This is a genomic window from Zhongshania aliphaticivorans (assembly GCF_902705855.1).
Lineage (GTDB): Bacteria > Pseudomonadota > Gammaproteobacteria > Pseudomonadales > Spongiibacteraceae > Spongiibacter > Spongiibacter aliphaticivorans_B.
On the sequence record NZ_CACSIJ010000011.1, the window covers coordinates 170,307 to 193,076 of the forward strand.

General features: G+C 49.9%; 25 protein-coding genes. 14 read left to right on the forward strand and 11 right to left on the reverse strand.

All coding sequences use genetic code 11. From position 1 onward, the window contains the following. The first annotated feature begins 8 nt into the window (after positions 1 to 8). The 6 genes from rlmB to dnaB all read left to right on the forward strand — a co-directional run bounded on the left by rlmB (position 9) and on the right by dnaB (position 4,524). The gene (gene rlmB / locus GVJ32_RS05210) at positions 9 to 755 is read left to right on the forward strand and encodes a 23S rRNA (guanosine(2251)-2'-O)-methyltransferase RlmB (protein WP_159238997.1); all 747 of its coding nucleotides are present in this window, start codon (positions 9 to 11) and stop codon (positions 753 to 755) included. 141 nt (positions 756 to 896) lie between these two features. Beyond that, positions 897 to 1,340 carry a 30S ribosomal protein S6 gene (gene rpsF / locus GVJ32_RS05215; RefSeq protein WP_159238998.1) on the forward strand — a complete coding sequence of 148 codons (444 nt, stop codon included), beginning with the start codon at positions 897 to 899 and terminating at the stop codon, positions 1,338 to 1,340. A gap of 26 nt (positions 1,341 to 1,366) precedes the next feature. Continuing rightward, the gene (gene rpsR / locus GVJ32_RS05220) at positions 1,367 to 1,594 is read left to right on the forward strand and encodes a 30S ribosomal protein S18 (RefSeq protein ID WP_159238999.1); all 228 of its coding nucleotides are present in this window, start codon (positions 1,367 to 1,369) and stop codon (positions 1,592 to 1,594) included. 17 nt (positions 1,595 to 1,611) lie between these two features. Beyond that, positions 1,612 to 2,460 (forward strand): hypothetical protein, encoded by an 849-nt coding sequence (locus tag GVJ32_RS05225; protein WP_159239000.1) that lies wholly within the window; start codon positions 1,612 to 1,614, stop codon positions 2,458 to 2,460. 39 nt (positions 2,461 to 2,499) lie between these two features. Next, positions 2,500 to 2,946, forward strand: a complete 447-nt coding sequence (gene rplI / locus GVJ32_RS05230) for a 50S ribosomal protein L9 (protein WP_159239001.1) — start codon at positions 2,500 to 2,502, stop codon at positions 2,944 to 2,946. A gap of 147 nt (positions 2,947 to 3,093) precedes the next feature. Then, the gene (gene dnaB / locus GVJ32_RS05235) at positions 3,094 to 4,524 is read left to right on the forward strand and encodes a replicative DNA helicase (RefSeq protein ID WP_235035047.1); all 1,431 of its coding nucleotides are present in this window, start codon (positions 3,094 to 3,096) and stop codon (positions 4,522 to 4,524) included. Positions 4,525 to 4,539: 15 nt separating this feature from the next. Here the strand turns inward: dnaB and tatC are convergent, their stop codons facing one another. The 10 genes from tatC to GVJ32_RS05285 form a co-directional block, all read right to left on the reverse strand. Then, on the reverse strand, positions 4,540 to 5,301 hold the full coding sequence (gene tatC / locus GVJ32_RS05240; RefSeq protein ID WP_159239003.1) for a twin-arginine translocase subunit TatC: 762 nt from the start codon (positions 5,299 to 5,301) through the stop codon (positions 4,540 to 4,542). Then, positions 5,298 to 5,687 carry a Sec-independent protein translocase protein TatB gene (gene tatB / locus GVJ32_RS18435; protein WP_159239004.1) on the reverse strand — a complete coding sequence of 130 codons (390 nt, stop codon included), beginning with the start codon at positions 5,685 to 5,687 and terminating at the stop codon, positions 5,298 to 5,300. The genes tatC and tatB overlap by 4 nt, the downstream gene beginning before the upstream one ends. Beyond that, positions 5,688 to 5,918, reverse strand: coding sequence for a Sec-independent protein translocase subunit TatA (gene tatA, locus GVJ32_RS05250; RefSeq protein WP_159239005.1), 231 nt, complete (start codon positions 5,916 to 5,918; stop codon positions 5,688 to 5,690). Positions 5,919 to 5,959: 41 nt separating this feature from the next. Then, positions 5,960 to 6,298 carry a phosphoribosyl-ATP diphosphatase gene (locus GVJ32_RS05255; RefSeq protein WP_159239006.1) on the reverse strand — a complete coding sequence of 113 codons (339 nt, stop codon included), beginning with the start codon at positions 6,296 to 6,298 and terminating at the stop codon, positions 5,960 to 5,962. Further along, positions 6,295 to 6,696, reverse strand: coding sequence for a phosphoribosyl-AMP cyclohydrolase (gene hisI, locus GVJ32_RS05260; RefSeq protein WP_159239007.1), 402 nt, complete (start codon positions 6,694 to 6,696; stop codon positions 6,295 to 6,297). Before hisI ends, GVJ32_RS05255 begins: the two co-directional genes overlap by 4 nt. Positions 6,697 to 6,739: 43 nt before the next feature. Continuing rightward, positions 6,740 to 8,371, reverse strand: coding sequence for a ubiquinone biosynthesis regulatory protein kinase UbiB (gene ubiB, locus GVJ32_RS05265; RefSeq protein ID WP_159239008.1), 1,632 nt, complete (start codon positions 8,369 to 8,371; stop codon positions 6,740 to 6,742). 10 nt (positions 8,372 to 8,381) lie between these two features. Then, on the reverse strand, positions 8,382 to 9,020 hold the full coding sequence (locus tag GVJ32_RS05270; protein WP_159239009.1) for a ubiquinone biosynthesis accessory factor UbiJ: 639 nt from the start codon (positions 9,018 to 9,020) through the stop codon (positions 8,382 to 8,384). After that, complete coding sequence (gene ubiE, locus GVJ32_RS05275; RefSeq protein ID WP_159239010.1) at positions 9,017 to 9,766, reverse strand: bifunctional demethylmenaquinone methyltransferase/2-methoxy-6-polyprenyl-1,4-benzoquinol methylase UbiE; 750 nt, start codon at positions 9,764 to 9,766, stop codon at positions 9,017 to 9,019. The genes GVJ32_RS05270 and ubiE overlap by 4 nt, the downstream gene beginning before the upstream one ends. A gap of 122 nt (positions 9,767 to 9,888) precedes the next feature. Then, complete coding sequence (locus GVJ32_RS05280) at positions 9,889 to 10,557, reverse strand: replication protein P (protein WP_235035048.1); 669 nt, start codon at positions 10,555 to 10,557, stop codon at positions 9,889 to 9,891. Then, entirely contained in the window at positions 10,466 to 11,647 is a 1,182-nt protein-coding gene (locus GVJ32_RS05285) for a DnaT-like ssDNA-binding domain-containing protein (protein ID WP_159239011.1), read from the reverse strand. Before GVJ32_RS05285 ends, GVJ32_RS05280 begins: the two co-directional genes overlap by 92 nt. 308 nt (positions 11,648 to 11,955) lie before the next feature. Here GVJ32_RS05285 and radA point away from each other — a divergent pair, with 308 nt between their 5' ends. Next, positions 11,956 to 13,320, forward strand: a complete 1,365-nt coding sequence (gene radA, locus GVJ32_RS05290) for a DNA repair protein RadA (RefSeq protein WP_159239012.1) — start codon at positions 11,956 to 11,958, stop codon at positions 13,318 to 13,320. A gap of 43 nt (positions 13,321 to 13,363) precedes the next feature. Here the strand turns inward: radA and GVJ32_RS05295 are convergent, their stop codons facing one another. After that, positions 13,364 to 15,820: a penicillin-binding protein 1A gene (locus GVJ32_RS05295; RefSeq protein ID WP_159239013.1), complete on the reverse strand. Its 2,457-nt coding sequence runs from the start codon at positions 15,818 to 15,820 to the stop codon at positions 13,364 to 13,366. Positions 15,821 to 15,991: 171 nt separating this feature from the next. On the opposite strand from GVJ32_RS05295, the gene GVJ32_RS05300 reads away from it, so the two are divergent. From GVJ32_RS05300 to aroB, 7 genes are read left to right on the forward strand one after another with little or no spacing between them, the layout of a single operon-like run. Further along, a complete protein-coding gene (locus GVJ32_RS05300; protein ID WP_200841342.1) occupies positions 15,992 to 17,059 on the forward strand; it encodes a pilus assembly protein PilM in 1,068 nt (355 codons plus the stop codon). Continuing rightward, complete coding sequence (locus GVJ32_RS05305) at positions 17,059 to 17,619, forward strand: PilN domain-containing protein (RefSeq protein ID WP_159239014.1); 561 nt, start codon at positions 17,059 to 17,061, stop codon at positions 17,617 to 17,619. The genes GVJ32_RS05300 and GVJ32_RS05305 overlap by 1 nt, the downstream gene beginning before the upstream one ends. A gap of 6 nt (positions 17,620 to 17,625) precedes the next feature. After that, complete coding sequence (locus GVJ32_RS05310; protein WP_159239015.1) at positions 17,626 to 18,252, forward strand: type 4a pilus biogenesis protein PilO; 627 nt, start codon at positions 17,626 to 17,628, stop codon at positions 18,250 to 18,252. After that, positions 18,249 to 18,779, forward strand: coding sequence for a pilus assembly protein PilP (locus GVJ32_RS05315; RefSeq protein ID WP_159239016.1), 531 nt, complete (start codon positions 18,249 to 18,251; stop codon positions 18,777 to 18,779). The genes GVJ32_RS05310 and GVJ32_RS05315 overlap by 4 nt, the downstream gene beginning before the upstream one ends. 23 nt (positions 18,780 to 18,802) lie before the next feature. After that, positions 18,803 to 20,965 (forward strand): type IV pilus secretin PilQ family protein, encoded by a 2,163-nt coding sequence (gene pilQ, locus GVJ32_RS05320; protein WP_159239017.1) that lies wholly within the window; start codon positions 18,803 to 18,805, stop codon positions 20,963 to 20,965. Positions 20,966 to 20,975: 10 nt separating this feature from the next. Then, a complete protein-coding gene (gene aroK / locus GVJ32_RS05325; protein ID WP_159239333.1) occupies positions 20,976 to 21,509 on the forward strand; it encodes a shikimate kinase AroK in 534 nt (177 codons plus the stop codon). Positions 21,510 to 21,560: 51 nt separating this feature from the next. After that, on the forward strand, positions 21,561 to 22,646 hold the full coding sequence (gene aroB, locus GVJ32_RS05330) for a 3-dehydroquinate synthase (RefSeq protein ID WP_159239018.1): 1,086 nt from the start codon (positions 21,561 to 21,563) through the stop codon (positions 22,644 to 22,646). The last annotated feature ends 124 nt before the right edge of the window (positions 22,647 to 22,770 follow it).

Genomic DNA, 22,770 nt, shown 5'->3' on the forward strand with positions numbered 1-22,770 from the left:
TTCTTATTGTGGCAGAAAAAATATTTGGTATTCACGCCGTGCAGGCGGTTTTGGCGCGCAACCCTGAACGCGTTAAAAATCTTTATGTGCAAAATGGTCGGGGCGATAAGCGCTTGCAAGAGGTCTTAGGGTTGGCGGCCTCGGCGTCAATTGGCGTTGCTCAGCGTCCCCGCGAAGAGTTAGATAAGATGGTAGAGGGCCGCCATCAGGGTGTTGTTGCGGTGGTTGAGCCCGCAACTGAATATCGCGAAAAAGATTTACCCGATCTGGTGGCTGCAGCGGGGAGTGCTGCGCTGATATTAGTGCTTGACGGTGTTACTGATCCTCATAATTTAGGTGCGTGTTTGCGCAGTGCGGATGCCGCTGGCGTCACTGCTGTTGTCGCGCCTAAAGATAATTCGGTCGGGCTTGGTGCAACGGTATTTAAGGTCGCCTGTGGCGCTGCCGATGTGGTGCCTTTTATTCAGGTTACTAACCTTGCCCGCAGTTTACAGCAAATGCAGCAGGCAGGTATTTGGGTGGTTGGCTTGGCTGGTGAGGCAGAGGCGTCATTGTATGAGCGTGACCTGAGTGGGCCGGTTGCTCTGGTGCTGGGTGCCGAGGGCGCTGGTATGCGCAGGCTAACCCGCGAGAACTGCGATTATTTGGCTAAGCTGCCTATGGCCGGCACGGTTAGCAGTCTAAATGTGTCTGTTGCGACCGGAATTTGCCTGTTTGAGGCTGTTCGCCAGCGCCAATCTTCAGCTATTGGCTAATATTTGTGCGAATAGCTTGCATCTGACGGCTCCCTTGCCTAAAATCCGCGCTCTTGATTTATGGTAACTCCGCCTAATTAAAGGTGGAGTTGTCCTCCTTGTCACACCGTAAAGGGTGGCTTAACCCGTAAGGAGCTGAAAATGCGTCACTACGAGATTGTGTTCCTGGTTCATCCAGACCAGAGCGAACAGGTACCAGGTATGGTTGAGCGTTATACGCAAGCCATAGAAAAAGACGGTGGTAAAGTTCACCGTCTAGAAGACTGGGGCCGTCGTCAACTGGCTTACCCTATCAACAAAATCCACAAAGCACATTACGTGCTGATCAATGCTGAAGCGTCTGCTGAAGCAGTGGAAGAGTTGACTACTAACTTCCGTTACAACGACGCTGTATTGCGTAACCTCATTATCCGTTGCGATGACGCGGTGACTGAAGAGTCTCCAATCATGAAAGCGGAAAAAGAGAGCCGTGAGCGTCGTAGCCGCAGCGAGCAACGTGTAGAGCGCAGCCGTGATGACTCTGAGTCAGCAGCTGATGACGATAGCGATTCTGATGCCGAGACGGCAGAAGATAACGCTGAATAATTGCGGACTGAGTTAGGAGAATAGTTATGGCACGTTTTTTCCGTCGTCGTAAGTTTTGCCGCTTTACAGCGGAAGGCGTTAAACAAATCGATTATAAAGATTTGGAAACCCTAAAAGCCTATGTTTCTGAAACAGGCAAAATTGTACCGAGCCGTATCACAGGTACGAATGCTAAATACCAGCGCCAATTGTCTACTGCAATTAAGCGCGCGCGTTTCTTGGCTTTACTGCCTTACACAGACAGTCATAAGTAAGAAAAAGACGTTATACCATGCGCGCCTTAGCTGAATTTATTATGAAAGGGCGCTTGCAGGCGGTAGCCGTTGCAGGCTTGGGCGTTGGTACGCTCGTATTTGCTTGGGTCGGTGTAGCAGCGGCAGTACTGGTGTTGCTACGTAAAGGTTTGGCCGAAGGTGCTTATGTGGTTTTTTGGGCACTGTTACCGGCCATAGCTGTAGCAACAATCGGAGCAGATGTCGGTCCGCTGACAATGTTGCTAGGGGCTTCCGTAACGGCTCTTGTACTTCGTAACACCCAGCAGTGGGCAAATGCATTGATCACTGCGGTAGCGGTAGGCTTGTTTTCAGCCTTGTTGCTGACGCAATTTGCGAATGCCTATCTGGCCTCAGTGCTTGAACTTGTGCAGCCGATGCTGCAAAAGATGCAGGCTTCGGCGCCGGGAGCATTTCCGGAAATCACAACCGGTGATGTTGCTGCATTAATCGGTGTGAGCGCGGTGTTGTGGAGTACGCTGGCTGTAATGCTAGCGCGATGGTGGCAGGCGCTGCTATACAATCCCGGCGGTTTCCGCTTGGAGATGTGGCAGCTAAGATTGTCGCCAATGATAACCATCGGTCTTGTGGCGTTGATGTTGTTGCTAAGCAAAATTGGTGGTGATTACCGATTTTGGGCTGTGATGTGTGTAATGCCTATCGTAATCGCTGGTCTGGCTTTGGTGCATGGTGTTGTTGGTCGATTAGGTTTAGGCCGCGCTTGGTTAATAGTTTTTTACGTAGCGCTGTTGATATTGAGACCACTTTGGGTGGCGCTGATATTGATAGCGATTGTGGATAGTTGGATTGATATTAGACGGCGTTTGCCGGTTCGTCCTGCACAGTAGGACAAGGCATATGTCGGCGTATTTGAGAGGGTTAGAACCATGCAAGTGATTCTGCTGGAGAAAATTGGCAAGCTTGGCAATCTGGGTGATCAGGTTAACGTTAAATCTGGTTACGGGCGTAACTTCCTGATCCCTTATGGCAAAGCTGTTCCTGCCACTAAAACAAACGTTGCTGAGTTTGAAACTCGTCGCGCTGGATTAGAAGCTGCTGCTGAAGAAAAACGCAGTACTGCTGATGCGCGTGCAGCCAAATTGGCTGAGTTAACTGTGACTATCGGCGCTAACGCTGGTGATGGCGGTAAGTTGTTCGGCTCTATCGGTACTCGTGATATTGCTGATGCAGTATCTGCTGCTGGCGTTGAAGTGAACAAAAGCGAAGTACGTATGCCAGAGGGTCCTATTCGCGATCTGGGCAGCTACGACGTGTCAATTCAACTTCATAGCGATGTAGTACAGACTGTCAGCATTGTTGTAGTTGCTGAGTAAGACTGCTTCGTAAAAAATAGCTAGATTGGCTCCGGCGAAATAAGGCTGGGGTAACGCACTTGGTGTGTATATAGCTATGTGAGTAAAAAGCACGACCGCTGTTTGTAGCGGTGGTGCTTTTTTTTTGCAACAATGCCCGATCTTATAATGCGTAGTGGCGGTCCAGTGCATCCCGACGTTTACCCAGAATCACCACCAGACTTCGCTGAAGAGCGTGAGTTTGCCCAGCTGAAATTGCCCCCTCACTCAGTAGAAGCTGAGCAGTCAGTACTTGGCGGCTTGATGATCGCCAACGAAGGTTGGGATTCAGTTGCCGACGTCGTCGGTGAGGGTGATTTTTTCCGCCCGGAGCATCGCAAGATTTTTGCGCAAATGGCGCGACTTGTTCAGCTTCAACAGCCTATCGATGTGGTTACACTCGCGGAGTCACTCGCCAAGTCTGGTGAATTAGAATCCGTCGGTGGCGCCGCGTATCTGGCTGACATTGCCGGTAATACCCCCTCAGTCGCAAATATACGTGCCTACGCCCAGGCGGTGAGAGAGCGAGCGACGTTTCGATCCTTGATTAGCGCCGCCAATGCGATAGCTGATAATAGTTTTAACCCTGAAGGGCGTAACAGTGACGAGATACTGGATGAGGCCGAGCGTGCCATCATGCAGATTTCTGAGGAGCGCCCAAAGACGGGTGGCCTCACGCCTATTAATCCCTTGCTTAAGCAAGCTGTAGACAAAATTGATGAGCTGTTTAACAGCGATGATGCCATCACTGGCTTAACAACGGGTTTTGAAAAGCTCGATGAAATGACCTCTGGTCTGCAGAAATCAGATCTCATTATTGTCGCGGCGCGACCGTCGATGGGTAAAACCACCTTTGCGATGAACTTGGTGGAAAATGCGCTGTTAAGCAGCGATTTACCGATGCTGGTGTTCAGTATGGAGATGCCGGCGAATCAGCTGATGATGCGGATGTTGTCGTCTGTTGGCCGTATAGATCAAACTCGTGTGCGCACAGGTCGGCTAGAAGAGGCAGATTGGCCAAAGCTGAGTGCGGCAGTAACTAAGCTGAAAGATAAGCAGTTGTTTATTGACGATACCGCGGCTTTGACGCCGACGGAGGTGCGTTCTCGTGCTCGTAAAATCGTTCGTGAGCACGGTGGTATCGGCATGATCATGCTCGATTATTTACAGCTTATGAAAGTGGCTGGCACTGGCAGTGAAGGCCGTACGGCAGAAATTTCCGAAATTTCGCGTTCTTTGAAAGGTATTGCAAAGGAATTTGAATGCCCCGTTGTGGCTCTGTCTCAGCTAAACCGAGCCTTGGAGCAACGCCCGAATAAGCGGCCGATTAACTCAGATTTGCGGGAATCGGGTGCGATAGAGCAGGATGCTGATGTCATCATGTTTATTTATCGTGATGAGGTCTATAACGAAGAATCTGCCGATAAGGGTATGGCGGAGATCATTATCGGGAAGCAGCGTAACGGCCCCATCGGAACCGCTCGCTTAAGCTTTATCGGTAAGCACACCCGTTTTGAAAATCTCGCCTTTGGCTACGAGGCGCCGCCAGACGAGTATTGATGTGCTTTTAGGGTGCTATTCTTGCTCGTCCTTGGCGTCGGTATCGGCTCTTTTCTTTTTAACCAGCCTGCCAAATATAATCCCTACCTCAAACAGCAGCCACATAGGCACGGCTAATAGCATCTGTGAGATTACATCTGGCGGTGTTAGTAGCATCCCAAAGACAAAGCAGGCGATGATGACGTAAGGGCGTTTCTCTGCAAGATCATTCGCCGTGATCGCACCTGAGGCGATGACGAGTACGGTCGCAATGGGAATCTCGAAGGCGACCCCAAACGCTAAGAAGAGCTTAAGTGCGGTGTCTAAAAAGCGCGAAATATCTGGTGTGTAGCTTACGCCTTCAGGGGTAATACCGCTGAAAAAGCCAAATACCAATGGAAATACCACGTAATAGGCGAAGGCCAAGCCGGCGTAAAAGAGGGCAACGCTAGAAATCAGAAGTGGTGCGGCAATGCGTTTTTCGTGGCGGTACATGCCGGGTGAAATGAACTGCCATATCTGATGCAGAATAACCGGCATAGCCAGACAAAACGCTGATACCAATACCAATTTAAACGGTGTAAGAAAAGTTGACGCAATCTCGGTTGCAATCATGCTGCTACCTTCTGGCAGCAAGCGTTGCATAGGCTCAGCGACAAAGCTATAGATGGTGTTGGCGAAGGGGAATAGCCCCAAAGTACAAATAAGTACTGCTAGCACGATGCGTAGCAGCCGGTCACGCAGTTCGGTCAGATGGGCAATCAGCGGCTGGCTTTGATCCTGTTCGGCATCACTCATGGTTTATTATCTTGATCAGTAGCTGTGGGCGCTTCAGGCGGTGTTGCGCTTTCTTCTGTATCGGCGGTAGGCTTGCTAATATTCTCTTTAGAAAGGATGCTGTTCTCCATCTCCGAAATTTGCTCGCCGGCACGGTTTAACTCTTTATTCACCGAGTTTTTTGTTTCTTTGAGCGAGGCAAGTATCGATTCATTGTGGAGTTGGCGGCGAATCTCATCGGCCCCAACTTCTTTCTCAATTTCAGAGCGAATATCGTTAAAGCTACGGCGTAGTCGCCCGATCCACAGAGAGGTGGTTCGAATCGCGCCGGGCAGGCGTTCTGGGCCGAGAATAAGTAGGCCGAGAACGGCAATGACTAGCAGCTCAGCAAAGCCAATATCAAACATTTACAGTTTTGACTCGTCTTTTTTCTCAGTTTTTTGTGCCGCGTCGGCCTCGTCTTGCTCTTTCTTCTCTAGATTTTTGGCGTCGTCGTCATTCTGCATACTGTCTTTAAAGCCTTTTAAGGCACCGCCAAGGTCGCTGCCCATGCCCTTGAGTTTCTTGGTGCCGAAAAGCAGAACGACAATGGCGAGAATGATTAAGAGTTGCCAAATACTGATGCCACCTAAGCCCATAATATTTTCCCTATTACGTATTTATTGAAATGTAGATTGAATTAAGACTGAGTGTCTCGTGCTGCTTTTTCGTCTAAGCCAGAAAGCCCAAAACGGCGTGCGAGTTCGTCGAGCACTTGTTGATGATTACCACCTAGATGCGAAAGCATCACCAAGCTATGGAACCATAAATCGGCGGTTTCATAAATAAGTTTGCTGTTGTCGCCGTCACGCTCTGCGTCTTTTGCTGCGAGTACGGTTTCTACTGCCTCTTCGCCGACTTTTTCAAGAATTTTATTTAAGCCTTTGTGGTGCAAGCTGGCGACATAAGAGCTGTCTGGGTCGGCACCTTTGCGTGACGCTAATACCGCGTCAAGTTGTTCTAGCGTTGACTGTGTCATGATTTGTCCACGTTTTGATACATGGTGGCTGGATCTTTTAATACGGCTTCAGTAGTTTGCCAGTCGCCGGTGTTTAGGCGGCGGTAAAAGCAGCTTTGGCGGCCCGTGTGGCAGGCGATGCCACCCAGTTGCTCTACTTGCAGAAGCAGGGCGTCACCATCGCAATCGAGCTCCATTGCGCGAATTTTTTGCACGTTTCCAGAGCTTTCGCCCTTGCGCCACAGTTTGCTGCGTGAGCGCGACCAATACACGGCGTCGCCGGTTTCAGCGCTGATCTGCAGAGACTCTGCATTCATCCAAGCCATCATCAATACCCGGCCACTGCTGGCGTCTTGGGCAATGGCGGCGACTAAGCCGTCGTCATTCCATTTGATGTGCTGGAGGAAATTAGTATTCATGTGTTTCTACGGTATCGTTTATTTGTGAGGGCATTACTTTACCTCAGCGGCTGCGGATAAAGAAATATAAAGCGACACCAAATAGCACAATGCTGCTGTCTGGTAAGTGTCGTAAACCGTCTCTTATGCCGGGGTCAGCGATGAGTGCCGCACTTATCAAGGCGATGATAGCGATGCGCTGATTGCGTGCGCGGTTTGCTTGTTCGCGAATGATAAGGCCCACTTCATTTTTGTGGCGAAGCTCATCAGCGGCAGTATTGTGTTTGCCTGGTGCCCCGCGTTCCAGCAGGGTTTCTGGTAGATGAGGAAGTTGTTCTAACCAGCCGGGAAGGCGATGACTCACGCGTTTTAGCATGCTCTGTGGCGAGTAGCGGTCTCGCACCCAGCGTTCTAAAAACGGCATGGCGGTGGACCATAGATCTAACTGTGGATAGAGCTGTCGGCCTAAACCTTCGATGTTTAATAAGGTTTTTTGTAATAGCACCAGTGAGGGCTGTACTTCCATGTCAAAGCGTCGCGCGGTTTGAAATAAATATAAAAGCAGCTGGCCGAAAGAAATTTCTGCCAGTGGTTTTTCAAATATCGGTTCACTAACGCTGCGAATGGCGGCTTCAAATTCGTGGACGCGGGTTTCTGGCGGCACCCAGCCGCACTCCACGTGTAGTTCGGCCACTTCGCGGTAATTGCGTTGAAAAATAGCGAGTAAATTGCGGGCTAAATAATACTGGTCGAAATCGCTCAGGCTGCCGATGATGGCGCAATCGATGGCGATATATTGCGGCGAAGCGGGGCGGTCATGGGCAACGAATATATTGCCGGGGTGCATGTCGGCATGAAAGAAGCTGTCGCGGAATACTTGGGTGAAAAATATTTCTACACCGCGTTCCGCCAGTTTTTTCATGTCGGTACCCTGTTCGCGCAGGGTGTGTAAGTCGGTAACGGGAATGCCGTGGATGCGCTCCATCACTAATACATTGCGACGAGTGTAGTCCCAGTAGACCTCGGGAACGTAAAGAACTTCTGAGTCTTTGAAGTTACGTTTCAGTTGAGAGGTGTTGGCGCCTTCGCGCTGGAGATCAAGCTCATCGAAAATAGTGTGCTGATAGTCTTCTACAACTTCCACTGGGCGTAAGCGGCGCCCGTCAGGTACATAGCGTTGAACTAGGACGGCTATCGTTTGCAGAAGACGAATATCTGCGGCAATGGTGCGCTCGATGCCCGGCCTAACGACTTTAACAACGACGTCGATATTATTGTGCAGCGTGGCGGTGTGAACTTGCGCGATGGATGCCGAAGCCAATGCTTCGCGGTCAAAGGCGGCGAATAATTCTGCAATTGGCTTGCCCAGCGCAGTCTCGATGGCGGCGACGGCAAGCTCGCTGGCAAATGGCGGGACTTGGTCTTGTAGTTTGGTTAGCTCTTCAGAGACATCATCTGGCAAGAGGTCGCGACGGGTAGATAATACTTGGCCAAATTTAATAAAAATGGGGCCGAGGTTTTCTAGTGCGCAACGCAAGCGTTCACCGCGGCTATAGTGGCGACGCGGGAATAATCGCCAAGGGCCGAACCTCAAAAGTAAGCGTGCTCTCAGTGGCAGTTTGTCTGCGGGAATTAATGTGTCTAAACGGTAGTGACAAATAATCCAGCAAATAGCGAGTAGGCGGCGCAGCCCCATATTGTTGTCCTTAGTTCTTATTGGATGGGGATGTCATACGTTGTTGCAGGCGGCGAATTTTGGCTTCTAGACGCTCGCTGCGAGCCTTTAGCTCGTCGACGTCACTGTAAAAATCATCGGCCTGACAGGGGTGTGGCACGAGCTGACTTTCTTCGACAATGAATTCGTTAAATTGGCGCTGTAAATTTGTGCGGGTGCTGCTGAGCCAGCGCTGCCCGGCGCGCAGGCCGTTGCCGAGCTGATGGGCGGCGACATCGCCAAATGCGTCGGCCAGTGGTTGTTCCCAATCTAGATCTAATTCGGCAAGAATTTTACGCAGCTCTAATAAGGGGCCGGTGTCGCCATGAATATTGATATCGCCGTTGATCAGTGCGCCGGCTGGGTCAGTGGCGGTAGCGACTTTTGCGAATTCGCTCCAGCGGCCGCTTAAGCGCGTCGTCACTTTGTCGCTGTGTTGTCCCAAAATGCGCAGGCGTTTACCGCTAATGCCAATGCCGATACTTAAGTCGGGTTCTTTCAACTCTAGCGAAAAGCGCTGCCCGTCCAATGCCTGTAATTTTGCGCTGGTGGCGGGGTCTAGCTGCAAGGCCTTGTTGATCAGGTTTTCTAAGCCAGATAATGCGGCACCTTGTAGAACCGGTGGAATCACGGTTTCACGCCTCGGTGCACGGCGACAACGCCGGCGGTCATATTGTGGTAGCGAACATCAACAAAGCCTGCATCGCTCATCATGCCCTTCAGCGTGTCTTGGTCGGGGTGCATGCGAATACTTTCGGCCAAGTAGCGATAGCTTTCTTGGTCGTTGGCGACGAGTTGCCCCATTTTGGGCAGAATATCGAAGGAGTAGCGGTCGTATAGCTTGCCGATGATCGGGTTAACGGGCTTAGAAAATTCTAATACCAACAGCCGGCCGCCGGGTTTAAGTACGCGGTTCATTGAGCGCAGTGCCGCATCTTTGTCGGTGACATTACGCAGGCCAAAGGCAATGGTAATACAGTCAAAACTGTTGTCTGGAAAAGGCAGGCATTCGGCGTTGGCCTGTACGTATTCAATATTGCCGACGATGCCTTTGTTGGTAAGTTTTTCACGGCCAACGGTGAGCATTGAATCATTAATGTCGGCAAGAACAACGCGGCCAGTGGGGCCAACTAGACGGCTAAATTTTGCGGCGAGATCACCCGTGCCACCGGCGATGTCGAGCACGGCGTTGCCGGTGCGCACACCTGAAAGCTCAATGGTGAAACGTTTCCACAGGCGATGAACACCACCAGACATCAGGTCGTTCATGAGATCGTATTTGGCGGCAACCGAATGAAACACGCCGGCAACCATTTTGACCTTGTCCTGAGTTTCTACTGTTTTGTAGCCAAAGTGGGTGGTTTTATCGTCTGCCATAAACTTGCCTGTTCTGTGTCGTCAGCCGCTAAGACTGGTTTGAGAGGGCGCTATTGTAGCGTTTGCTGAGGCACCCTGCACGATTGCTTTATGTTGTTTAAATGTAAGGTAGTTTTACTACTCTAAATATCTAATTCATCGCGCATTTTTTGCATACGCTCGCGCTGTTCGGCCTGTGACAGTGGTTTGCTAATGGTTTCGGGTATGGCCTTTTGTGAGGGCATGGCCAGGTTTTCGCCATTTTTTATGCGCTGGCAAATATCATCATAATGCCGACGAAAAACTGGGTAGGCGCTGTGCTCGACTGTGCTAGCTAGGTAGAACCAATCGCTGGCGCGGCCGGCATGATAAACCGCAGGGTGTGACCAGTTGTATTCTGCTTTAGGTTGCGGCGCGCGGCAGGCTTCTAAATAAGCGCTGTGACTGTCTGGCAGGCCAAGCTCTCGATTGTCAGGCTCGCAATATTTAAGAATGCCTTTGATGGTAGGCAGAAACTCCGACTCACGAATGGCGCGGTGAGTGGCGGCGATTATCGTATCAGGCTGAATATGCCGCAGGTTGCTAAACCAAAGTTTCTTGGCGTAGCTGAGTTTTTCTGGGTTGGAAAAAGCCTTGTTGTACTGGTTGTGATAGACCAGTTCAAATTCCGCAAACATTTGGTTTAGTGCATCGATGACCGCATTTTTGTCGGGTGCAGACTCAGAGTTCGTCTGCCCAGCTGCGGTCGGTGTGTTTTTCGATGAAGCCAGTTGCCGCTTGGCTTGTTCCAGTAGCTTGTTGCTGTCGTGCATTGCTCTGTCCCAATTGATGACTGTGTGCCCAACGGTATTTTACATGTTGGAGAAATTTTGTGTTCCAAGAGCGGTGGGCGGTGCCGCTGTCTTGCCAAAATAATATGAATTCTGGAACTTGTGCGCGGGCAAACTCGGGGTCGATACGAGCCATATGAAAAATGTCGAATACCGCGTCATTAGGTTGCCAGTCCGATTTTATGGGTGCAATCTCGTTTTCATTGCTGACAGTATTAGTATAGCGAGCCCACTGCAAACGAATATGTTGTATAAACCGCGAATTCCAGTTGTTGTCAGGGGTGCCACGCTCCCGCCAATACAGAATAAATTCAGGGATAGCGTCTTCAATAAAATGTCGGCTGACATGATCGCGTTCGAGTATTTCTAAGGCGTCGAGGCTCGGCTTCCAGTTGCCATCAATCGGTTGGGTGCGAGACTCTTCTATTTTGGCGTATTGTTGTTTCTTCCAGCGTCGGCTGACATATTGGCTAAACGCACTATTCCATGAGCTGCGGGTTTCGCCGGTTTCACGATAATGGGCGATGAACTCGGGAAGCACGGCGTTAATGAATTCTGGGGTGACGTGATTGAAGCGAGTTAAGTATTCAATGCCCGCTTTATCGGGCAGCCAATCAGCAGGAATAATATTGTTGCCAGGTACTGGGCGGCTGGGTGGCGCGGTCATTGATTTTCCAATCAACGGTTTGGCGGCGTAACGTATCTGCTCTGTTGGGGCTGTTGTTTGCTGAACAGAGTGACTGCTCTGGGTGACTTCTTTGGGTGGCTGTGATTGCGGTAAGGCAACGCGAATATTTTGTGCGTTGCTCATTAGTGCCGCGCCGATAATAATGAGACCTTGGTCGTGAAGCGTGCGTAAGACCTCATTGATTTTGTCTGCATCCCAAAACGGCAATTGCTTGCAGAGCTGATTTCTGTCAATAAGAAACCAGTGCTGTCCTTGATTGTTTTGCCCATTGAGCAAAGGCAGCCATTCGGCGAGTAATTGATATAGCAGCGCGGCCTCTAGCCCTAAGGTAGCGGCGAGGGAGGGGGAGACCAGTAATGGGCGTTCTACAAGTGCGGCTGACATCTCAATTACTCTGATAATAGCGGATCATTGTACGACCTTGGTGGGTCGACTGTCAGCCCTGAGTCTGGTCGAGTTTGATTTAGCTAGGTCTCAGCATAACTATTGCGCTTGCCAATACAGCGTTCAAAATCAGCTTAAAATGCTCCTTTACAACTGTAGTCTCGGCAATTTCTCCTGCATTGCCATAATATGCGCCATTGATGGCGCTAGCCGTTTTTGCACTGATTTTTGCCTCGTCTTGGCTTCGCTCGTGAAGTTATGCTGAGGTCTCGTATTAAAATGATAATGGATCTTGTTGGGTAATTCTTATGGCGAAACAAAAAACAGCCTTTGTGTGTGTGGATTGCGGATCTGAACACAATAAGTGGCAGGGGCAGTGCCAAGACTGCGGGGCATGGAATACCTTGTCAGAATTGCGTTTGGGGCCTGCTAGCACAAACAAGACCGCACCTGCTCGTCAGGGGTATGCAGGGTCTGTGGCGGGCGAAGTACAGATGCTGGCGAATGTCAGTATTGAGGCCTTACCGCGGCGCTCTACCGGCTTTGAGGAATTTGATCGTGTCCTTGGCGGTGGCTTAGTGCCGGGGTCGGCAATATTGATTGGTGGTCATCCCGGGGCGGGTAAAAGTACCTTGCTACTGCAGGTGCTATGCCGGTTGGCGGCGCAATGTGAATGTTTGTACGCAACGGGTGAAGAGTCGTTGCCGCAGATTGCTATGCGGGCGAAGCGCTTGGGTTTGCAGGCAGATACGCTGAAATTGTGCGCAGAAACCAGTCTTGAGTTACTGCTGGGGCAGGCGGCGAAAATTAAGCCTAAGGTGCTGGTAGTTGATTCGATACAGGTATTGCATAGCGACGATGTGAGTTCGGCGCCGGGTAGTGTGTCGCAGGTGCGGGAGTGTGCGGCCGCTTTGACGCGCTTCGCTAAAGAAACGGGCACTGTGTTGTTGATGGTTGGGCATGTGACGAAGGACGGCGGCTTGGCGGGGCCAAAGGTTTTAGAGCACATAATCGATTGCTCGATTATGTTAGAGGGGAGTAGTGATAGTCGCTACCGAACTTTGCGCGGCAGTAAGAACCGCTTTGGCGCGGTAAACGAATTGGGGGTATTTGCGATGACGGAGCTGGGTTTAAAAGAAGTAAAAAACCCATCGGCAATATTCTTGAATCGCGGAGACGTGGTAACGTCTGGTAGCACGGTAATGGTGGTCTGGGAGGGCACGCGCCCGCTTTTGGTGGAAATTCAAGCCTTGGTAGATAGCTCTGGCTTTGGTAATCCGCGTAGGGTGGCCGTGGGCTTGGAGCAGAATCGACTGGCAATGTTGTTGGCTGTACTGCATCGCCATGGCGGTTTACAGGTTGGTGATCAGGATGTGTTTGTTAACGTAGTTGGCGGTGTGAAGGTACTTGAGACTGGTTCTGACTTGGCGCTGCTATTTGCAATTGTGTCCAGCTTTCGAGACCGGCCGCTGCCAGAGGACTTGGTGGTTTTTGGCGAAGTGGGTTTGTCTGGTGAAATTAGGCCTGTACCCAGCGGGCAGGAGCGCTTGCAAGAAGCGCGGAAGCACGGTTTTAGGCGTGCGATTGTGCCTCACGGAAATGCCCCCCGTGGTGATTTGGGTATGACAGTAATTGGGGTGAAAACCTTGGCGGAAGCGCTGGAGGCGATTTAGGTAACCATACCCGCCAAATGGTTTTTGGCGGGTATGGCAAGTTTTAGAATATTTCGATGGGGTCGTCGCTACCGGGCCCGTAGGGGCTTGAAGGTTGATTGAAGTCTTCGCTCGGGGCGTTGTCTGTTCGGAAATACTCAAATATTGCATTGGCTTGGCCGGGGTGGGCGAGGTTGCCCGTGTCGGGATCAATGCGAACCGAGATAATGCTGTCGGGTTGTTTTAAGTGGCGCTCAGGACGATTTTTTAATGCTTCACGCATATAGTCTATCCATATTGGCAGTGCCACCGAGCCACCGTATTCACGCCGACCAAGGTTTAAGTTTTGGTCGAAGCCCGCCCACGTCGATGTGACAACGCCGCCACTGTAGCCAGAGAACCACGCATCTGTTGGGCCATTGGTGGTGCCTGTTTTGCCCGCCGCATCGCTGCGGTTTAATGCCAGTGCTTTGCGCCCCGTGCCTCGAGTGATGACATCTTGCAAAATGCTGTCGATAAGAAACGCGACTTCTTCGTCTAATACCCGCTTGGCGTAGCGCGGTTGTAGGGCATCATCGCCGCCGGAAATGATGTCATCGAGAGTGTCTGCTTCAATGTTTACTATCGGTTCGGCATCTGCGTTGTTGTTGCAGCGGTGGCATACGATCTCAGGGTCGGCGCGGTAAACGGTATTGCCATCGCGGTCGATAATACGGTCAATAAAGTAGGGCGAAACTTTGTAACCACCGTTGGCAAAGACTGCATAGCCGGTGACGACATCGAGTGGTGTGAGCGAGTGACTTCCCAGTGCTAATGACAGGTCGTGAGGAAGTTTGCTTGCGTCAAACCCGAAGCGGCTAACGTAATTGATTGCCTTGCTAATACCAAGATCACGTAGAACTCGAATTGACACTAAGTTGCGAGATAGGTAAAGGGCTTGTCGCAGGCGCATGGGGCCATTAAATCGGCCGTTGTCATTGCTGGGGCGCCAAGTATTACCTTGTGCGTCGCTGTCGAAGACAATCGGTGCGTCGTTAATGATCGTGGCGGGCGTAAATCCGTTATCTAGTGCGGCGGTGTAAATAAAGGGTTTGAAGTTTGAGCCTGGCTGGCGTTCGGCCTGAGTAACGCGGTTAAAGGCGCTTTTTTGGTAGTTGTAACCTCCGACTAAGCTCAGGATGGCTCCGCTGTCCGCATCTAAAGATACCAATGCACCTTGTACTTTGGGTAGCTGGGAAAGCTCCCAGTATTTCGGTGTGGAATCGCTCATTTTGACGCGGATAACATCTCCGGTTTTGAGCAGTTCTGACGCAGTTTCGGCGGCGTAGCTAACGCGATCTTCACTGATGTAGCGCACGGTTTTATCTAACCCATGCTCCCATTCAAGGGTGGCTTGTAGCTCTCCTGCGAGGAGTATAGATGCGCTCCTTTCGTTTACATCTAGCACTAGGGCAGGATGCCAGGGGCCGATTCTGCCTATTTCCTCTAGTTTTTGGCTGAGATCTCGACGATTGTCGGGGTCAATATTGCTTGGAAGGGTCCAGTGGCGTTCAGCTCCGCGATAGCCATGACGAGTATCGTATTCAATCACGCCGTCGATAAGTGCTTTGTTGGCGGTTTCTTGTAGATTAGCTTTAACAGTGGTGATGACGGTGTAGCCATCCTCGTATGCGGTTCTGCCGAATCGAGCCAGCATATCCAGTCGCACCATTTCTGCTATGTAGGGCGCATCGACGTCGAGTTGGGTGCCGTAGGCTTTAGCGCTAATCGGTTCGAGCATGGCAGTTTTATAGTCGTCGTCACCAATATAGCCGAGACTCAGCATACGACCCAGTATCCAATTCCGGCGCACTTTTGCCCGCGAGGGGTTGGCGACGGGGTTGTAGGCAGATGGCGCCTTAGGTAATCCGGCGATCATCGCCATTTGGGCGAGATTTAATTCCTTTATGGGTTTTCCGTAATAGACTTGCGCTGCGGCTTCGATACCATAGGCGTGGTTACCCAAAAATATTTTGTTTAAATACAGTTCTAATATGTCGCCTTTGCTAAGGGCGCGCTCGATTTCAATGGCGAGGAAAATCTCCGTAAATTTCCTTGTNAATGTACGCTCTTGGCTAAGAAAGTAGTTTTTTGCTACCTGCATGGTGATGGTCGAACCGCCAGATTGAATGCTGCCGCTGGTGACAAGTTGTGATGCCGCTCTTAATAAGCCGCTCACGTCGACGCCGTGATGGCTGTAAAAATGATCGTCTTCGGCGGCTAAGAATGCATCAATAAAGAGTTCGGGTACTTCTTGGATGCTGATTGGTGAGCGGCGCTTTTCACCAAATTCGCCCAGTAATTTGCCATCGGCGCTGTAAATGCGCAGCGGCGTTTGTAGTTGGGTGTCTTTTAGTGCTTCGACAGATGGTAGTTTGGGGCTGATATAAAGGAATGCAGTGGCGAATACCATTACCGCGCCACAAGTGGCAAGTATGCTTAGGCCTATCAAAATACGAAGATAACGCGTCGTATTGGACATATTATTCCTTTAATTTAGAGGTGGTGATCACAATTCGAACGCTAGGATACCCAAAAGTGTGGCATTTTCGGTGTCTTTTTTTCAGAACTATTTGCGCATTGGTATACACTGGTATTTAATCTTATATGTAAGAGTACGCCCTAAGTCCACGATGTAAATAGGAAAATTACAGTGTTAGATGGCTTGTTTGGCGGTCAGGGTTCCCGCAGTTTGCTTGGTATAGACATTAGTTCCAGCGCTGTAAAGCTGTTGGAGTTGAGTCGAAATGGCGAAAAATATCGTGTAGAAAGTTACGCGGTTATGTCTTTGCCAGCCCATTCTGTGGTCGAAAAAAATATTGCCGAGGTCGAGGCCGTCGGTGAAATAGTGCGTGCGGTCCATGCGCGTTCTAAGTCCAAGTTGAAGCGGGCGGCGGTGGCCGTGCCTGGGTCGGCGGTTATCACCAAGGTTTTACACATGCCGGCAGGCATGCATGAGAATGCATTGGAAACGCAAATTTCCCTAGAAGCAGATCAATACATCCCTTATCCATTGGATGAGGTTGCACTCGATTTTGAAGTGTTGGGTGAAGTCGAAGACAGTCCTGACCAGGTGGAGGTAATGCTGGTTGCCTGTCGGCGCGATAATGTTGATACCCGTGTTGAGGCTCTGGATGTGGCAGGTATTGAGCCGAAAGTTGTCGATGTCGAGGCTTATGCAGTTGAACGTAGCTTTGAACTGATTGCGAAGCAAATTGGCTGCGACGAAAATACCGTGGTCGCTATTGTCGACGTTGGGGCCAGTATGACGTCGCTGACCGTGGTGGTGGCGGGCGAAACAGTTTACACCCGTGATCAAATGTTTGGTGGGCGTCAACTGACAGAAGAAATTCAGCGCCGTTATGGTTTAACTGCAGAAGAGGCTGGCTTAGCCAAAAAACAAGGCGGGCTCTCCGATGACTATGACAGCGAAGTCTTAGCTCCGTTCCGCGAAGCCGTTATCCAGCAGGTCACACGTTCCTTGCAGTTCTTTTATTCGGCCAGTCAGTACAGTGGTGTTGATATTATTCTACTTGCTGGTGGCGTCGCTGCTATGCAGGGTCTGGCAGAAATGGTGGAAGAACGTGTTGAAATTAATACCGTAATCGCGAATCCATTTGCGGCTATGGCTGTGGCGCCAGGAGTCGACGCCATGAAGCTGACGAGCGATGCGCCGGCAATGCTAATTGCCTGTGGTTTGGCGCTTAGGAGTTTTGATTAATGGCAACAATTAACTTATTGCCTTGGCGCGAAGAACGTCGCCAGCTGATAAAGCAGCAATTTTTAGTCGTTTTAGGTGGCGTAGCGGTTTTGGCTATATTGCTGATAGTACTGGCAATGTCGATAGTTAATAGTGCGATTAGTCACCAAGAGGGAAGAAATGCATATCTGCAGGGGCATATAAAGAAAATAAATAAAGAAGTTGCCGAAATTAAAGAGCTGGAAACCCGTCGCCAACAGCTACTAGATCGTATGGGCATTATTCAAGACTTACAGGGTACAAGACCACTGATTGTCCGCGTATTTGATGAAATGGTGAGAACGTTACCTGACGGCCTGTTTTATACCTCAGTTAGTCGCCGAGATGCCCGCATAGAGGTTCAGGGGATTGCAGAGTCGAATAACAGAGTGTCTAGTTTGATGAGGAAACTCGATGCCTCGCCTTGGTTTGCCGACCCCAATTTAACGGCGGTTAGTGCGGCGTCTGCCTATGGTGATCAAGCGAGCAGTTTTAAGCTCTCATACAAAATCAGCGCGCCTGCGCCTGATGACGAGAAATAGGGGGCGATGGCTGTGACAGCGTGGCAAGAACTGGTTGATGAGCTTAAGAGTTTCGATCTTAGTGATTTGGATGTTGAGAATATTGGTGCATGGCCTTTATTAGTACGTGTCGGTGCCTGGGTCGCGGTGTTTGTTTTGTGTCTCGTTGGTGGGTATTTTTATGTCATCGCCGATTTGCGAGTAAAGCTGGCCAGTGTTGAAGCGCAAGAGCTAAAGCTTAAAGATGAGTTTGAAAAGAAAGCCTTTAAAGCGGCGAAACTGGTACCGTTGAAAAAGCAAATGATTGAAATGGAAGAGTCCTTTGGCGTGCTCTTGAGTCAGCTGCCGGCGGATACTGAGGTGCCGGGCTTACTTGAAGATATGACTGAAAAGGCGGTCTCCAACGGCCTAGATATTAGTAGTATTCAGCTTCAGGCCGAGCGACTCAAAGAGTTTTATGTTGAGCTGCCAATTGCAATTAAAGTCAGTGGTAGTTACCACGATCTAGCGGCGTTTGTGAGTGGTATTGCTGGCTTGCCTCGTATTGTTACTTTGCATGATTACACCATCAGTTCAGATAAAAATATAAGTCAGCAAACGATGTCGATAACGGCAAAAACTTATCGCTATAAAGATCAGGAGGGGGGCAAATGATCCTATTCCCTCGTCTGCTTGTAGTCGTTTCTGTCGCTGTGCTAGCTGCGTGTAGCGGCGGCAACCAATATGCAGATTTAGATGCGTTCGTAGCAGAAAAACGTGCTGCGCCGTCTGGGCAAATTGCCCCTATTCCCGCCTTAAAGGCTTATCGTGCGTTTAGTTACACCGCGTCTGGTTTACGGGCGCCATTTAATCGGCCTGTCGATGTAAAAGAAATAGCTCGCTTGGAAGCGGCGAGCGATGTCAAACCGGATTTGAAGCGTGAAAAAGAGTTCTTAGAACAATTCTCTCTGGATTCAATAACGGTCGTCGGCACGGTTCGTCTTAATGGCGTGCTATGGGCTTTGGTAAAAGACCCTGATGGCGGCGTGCATCGTGTGCGAAAAAGTAATTATCTAGGCCGTAATTTCGGCAGGATCATTGAAGTGGCAGAAAATTACCTGACAGTGGTGGAAATTGTATCTACCGGCGGGGATGGTTGGGTAGAGCGGCCTCGCTCCCTTGAATTGAAAGTCCGTAAGTAAGAATTCGAATGGCGGAGAAGTACATGAATACCCGAGTGCAGATGCAGTGCAAAAGACCTTGTCACAAGGCGGGGCTGGGGCGACAACTCCTGACTGGTTTATGTTTACTTTTGGCATCCCTTTCAGCCACGGCGTCTAATTTAAAAAATGTCGAATTTAATTCCCTGCAAGGTGGTAGCTTTGAGGCGCGATTAACATTTGATGGGCCAGCGCCAGAAGTGAAGGGCTACACCATTGAGAAGCCAGCTAGGATTGCTCTTGACCTAGTGGGTGCTGGCAATATGCTCAGTCAGAAGAAATTCCCTTTAGCTTATGACAATGCTAGCAGTGCGGTTGTACTGGAGGGGCGTGATCGTACCCGTGTGGTGTTGAATTTAATTAAGCTGGCGAGTTACGAAACCCGCCAAGAGGGTAATGTATTAATCGTTGAAGTAGGTAGTGGCGGAAGCCAAGCGTATTTAAAAGAGAAATATAACAGTCCTTTGGCCACGTCTGCGCCGGTAGTGAGTACGAGTAATAGTATTACCGATTTAGATTTCCGTCGCGGCGAAAAAGGTGAAGGCCGTCTAGTGATTCAGCTGGCGGACGCCAAAGCTGATGTGAATGTGTTTGTTGAAGGTTCAAAAATAAAAGTCGATTTTGGTGGCGTAAGTTTGCCGCAGAATCTGCAGCGCCGTTTTGATGTTGGTGATTTTGCAACGCCGGTGAAAAGCATTGATGCGCGCATGGGTGAAAAAGGCGCGAAATTGTCATTGGAGGCGAGCGGTGAGTACGATTACCTGGCCTACCAAACGGATACCGAATATGTGGTTAGTGTGAAGCCGCTCACCAAGAAAGAAGTTGAAGATCGTCGGCGTGAATTCGCCTATGTGGGTGAAAAACTGTCCTTGAACTTCCAAGACATTGAAGTTCGCTCAGTATTACAGCTTATTGCAGACTTTACCGAATTAAACCTGGTGGCTAGCGATACCGTCAGCGGAAATATCACCTTGCGCCTACAAAATGTGCCTTGGGATCAAGCTTTGGAGCTGGTGTTAAAAACCAAAGGTTTAGATAAGCGCCAAGTCGGTAATGTTTTGATGGTTGCGCCCGCCGCCGAAATCGCCGAGCGCGAGCGTCAGGAAATTGAAGCTCAAAAACAAGTGGAAGAGCTTGCGCCATTGCAAAGCGAATTTATTCGAGTGCGCTATGCCGATGCGGCGGAGCTATTTAAGCTGTTTCGCCCTGAGCGCAACGGTGAAAATGATGAGAATTCTACCGGCAGTATTTTGTCACCACGCGGCAAAGTGATCGTAGATGAGCGTACCAATTCCTTATTGATAACGGAGACGGCCGAGCGCTTAGATGAATTTAGACGCCTGATTTCTCTTATTGACGTGCCGGTTCGTCAGGTTCAAATTGAGGCGCGGATTGTCCGCGCTAGCTCAGACTTTGACCGTTCGCTCGGGGTGCGGTGGGGCGGAGCCTATGTAAAAGCGGATGGCGATAAAGTGTACTCTGCCAACGGTGACTTGGAGAACAATCAAGCTACGCAAGACCGTTACTTGTCTGCGCTTGCATCTGGCTCTCCTACCTACACCCCAAAGCAAGGTTTGGTAACTGATTTGGGTGTGTCTGGTGCGGCGGGCTCCTTTGCACTTGGTTTTATTAGTTCGGACGTACTGCTTAATCTAGAATTATCTGCGCTGGAATCTAAGGGGCGCGGTGAGATCGTATCGCAACCGCGTGTTGTTACCGGCGACAAAGAGCCCGCTATTATTAAATCCGGTACGGAAATCCCTTACCCAGAATCGTCAGCTAACGGCGAAACAACAATTGCGTTTAAAGAGGCTGTTTTGAAGTTGGACGTGACGCCAATCATTACGCCGGACGACCGTATTATTATGGATTTAACCATCAATCAAGATACGATTGGCTCATTAGTTATTGCCACAGGCTTAGGTGGTCAGGTGCCTACTATTGATACCACTGAGCTGAAAACGCGAGTATTAGTAAGTAATGGTGAAACGGTAGTGTTAGGTGGGGTCTATGATCAGCTAGATATTTCCTCTGAAACTAAGGTGCCATTTCTAGGTGACCTCCCCTTCATCGGGCGTTTATTTAAGAGTACGACCGTGTCACGTGAAAAGCAGGAGACGTTGATATTTATTACGCCACGGATTCTGGCCGACAGTTTGGTAGATTAATATTGTGATTATGAAGTCTGGTGCGGTATTTTTGGTAGGCCCAATGGGGGCAGGTAAAAGTACGATAGGTCGTTTACTCGCAGATACTTTACGCTTCGATTTTCGTGATGTTGATCGCGAAATAGAAGAGCGTAGTGGTGTCGATATTCCATGGATCTTTGATATGGAGGGCGAAGAAGGTTTTCGAGACCGCGAAGAAGCCATGCTCGCTGAATTAAGTGACGCCGCGCAGGTGGTTATTTCAACTGGCGGCGGGGCGGTGTTACGCGGAGATAGCCGAAAATTGATGGTTGCCAAGGGCACCGTAATTTATTTAAAAACCTCGGTGGATGAACAAATTCGTCGTACCGCTCGAGATCGTAAGCGGCCCCTTTTACAAACAGGTGATCCCGGTACAACCTTGCGTAATTTAATGGCTTTGCGAGAGCCTCTTTATGAAGAAATCGCTGATTACACGGTTTTAACCGATAACAGAACCCCTAAGTCTGTTGTGCAAGAATTATGTTCTCAGCTCGGTGCTGACGACCTGAGTGCTCAATATTGATATACTGGCCAACTTGGTCGGTATATTAATCATTTCTCGGATACACCATTGATGAAAAACCTCGAACTCGATTTGGGAGAGCGTAGCTATCCCATTTTTATAGCGCGCGACCTCCTTGGCGAGCCGGATCTGTGGACTAAATATATTGCCGGTAGACAAGTTTGTATTGTAACGAACGACACTATTGCACCTTTGTATCTTGCAAAGCTGAAGGCTCAGCTTGGTGATAAATCTGTGTGTGAGGTGATTTTACCCGATGGCGAAGCGTATAAGACGCTGGCAACGCTAGAGCAGATTTTTGACACATTACTAGAAAAAAATCATAACCGGGGTACGACTTTGATTGCCCTTGGTGGTGGCGTGGTCGGTGATATGTGCGGGTTTGCGGCGGCCTGCTATCAGCGCGGCGTGCAGTTTATTCAAATTCCCAGTACGTTATTATCGATGGTTGATTCCTCTGTAGGAGGCAAAACAGGCGTAAACCACCCGATGGGCAAGAATATGATTGGCGCCTTCCATCAGCCAAATTGTGTGCTTGCGGATTTGAGTTTGTTAGATACCTTACCTGAACGCGAGTATTCCGCGGGTATGGCCGAAGTGATTAAGTACGGCTTAATTTGCGATGCACCATTTTTTGAGTGGTTAGAAAGAAATATCGCGGGACTAATGAGTCGAGATACAGATTTACTCGAAGAAGCTGTCTATCGCTCCTGTGTGAACAAGGCTGAGGTTGTGGCAGAGGATGAGCGCGAAGGCGGTCGTCGGGCAATTTTAAATCTTGGTCACACCTTTGGTCATGCGATTGAAACGGCTGAAGGTTATGGAAATTGGTTGCATGGTGAGGCGGTGTCGGCGGGGACGGTATTGGCCATGGCGCTGTCGCTTGAGCTCGGCTGGCTGGACGCCGACGTTGTTAAGCGGGGAAAAAATCTGCTTGAATTAGCGGGGCTACCCATTGTTCCGCCAGAAAATATGGATGTGGATCAATTTTTGCAGTTAATGGGGCGTGATAAAAAGGTGCTAGACGGTCGTTTGCGCCTAGTGCTGTTGAAAGGCTTGGGTGAGGCAGTGGTGAGTAGTGATGCTCCTGAAGCGACAATTGCTAAGGTGTTGCGCGCTGCGGGAGTTCGTGCTTAGTTACGAGGTGTTGTTTAAAAAATGATCGCTTACGCGGTGACGTTTGTTGCTTTTGCTCTGTCCGTGTAGAATGTCACTCCTTTTTTCGGGTATGTGTAAAGTCCCCGAACATTCTTTCCGACTA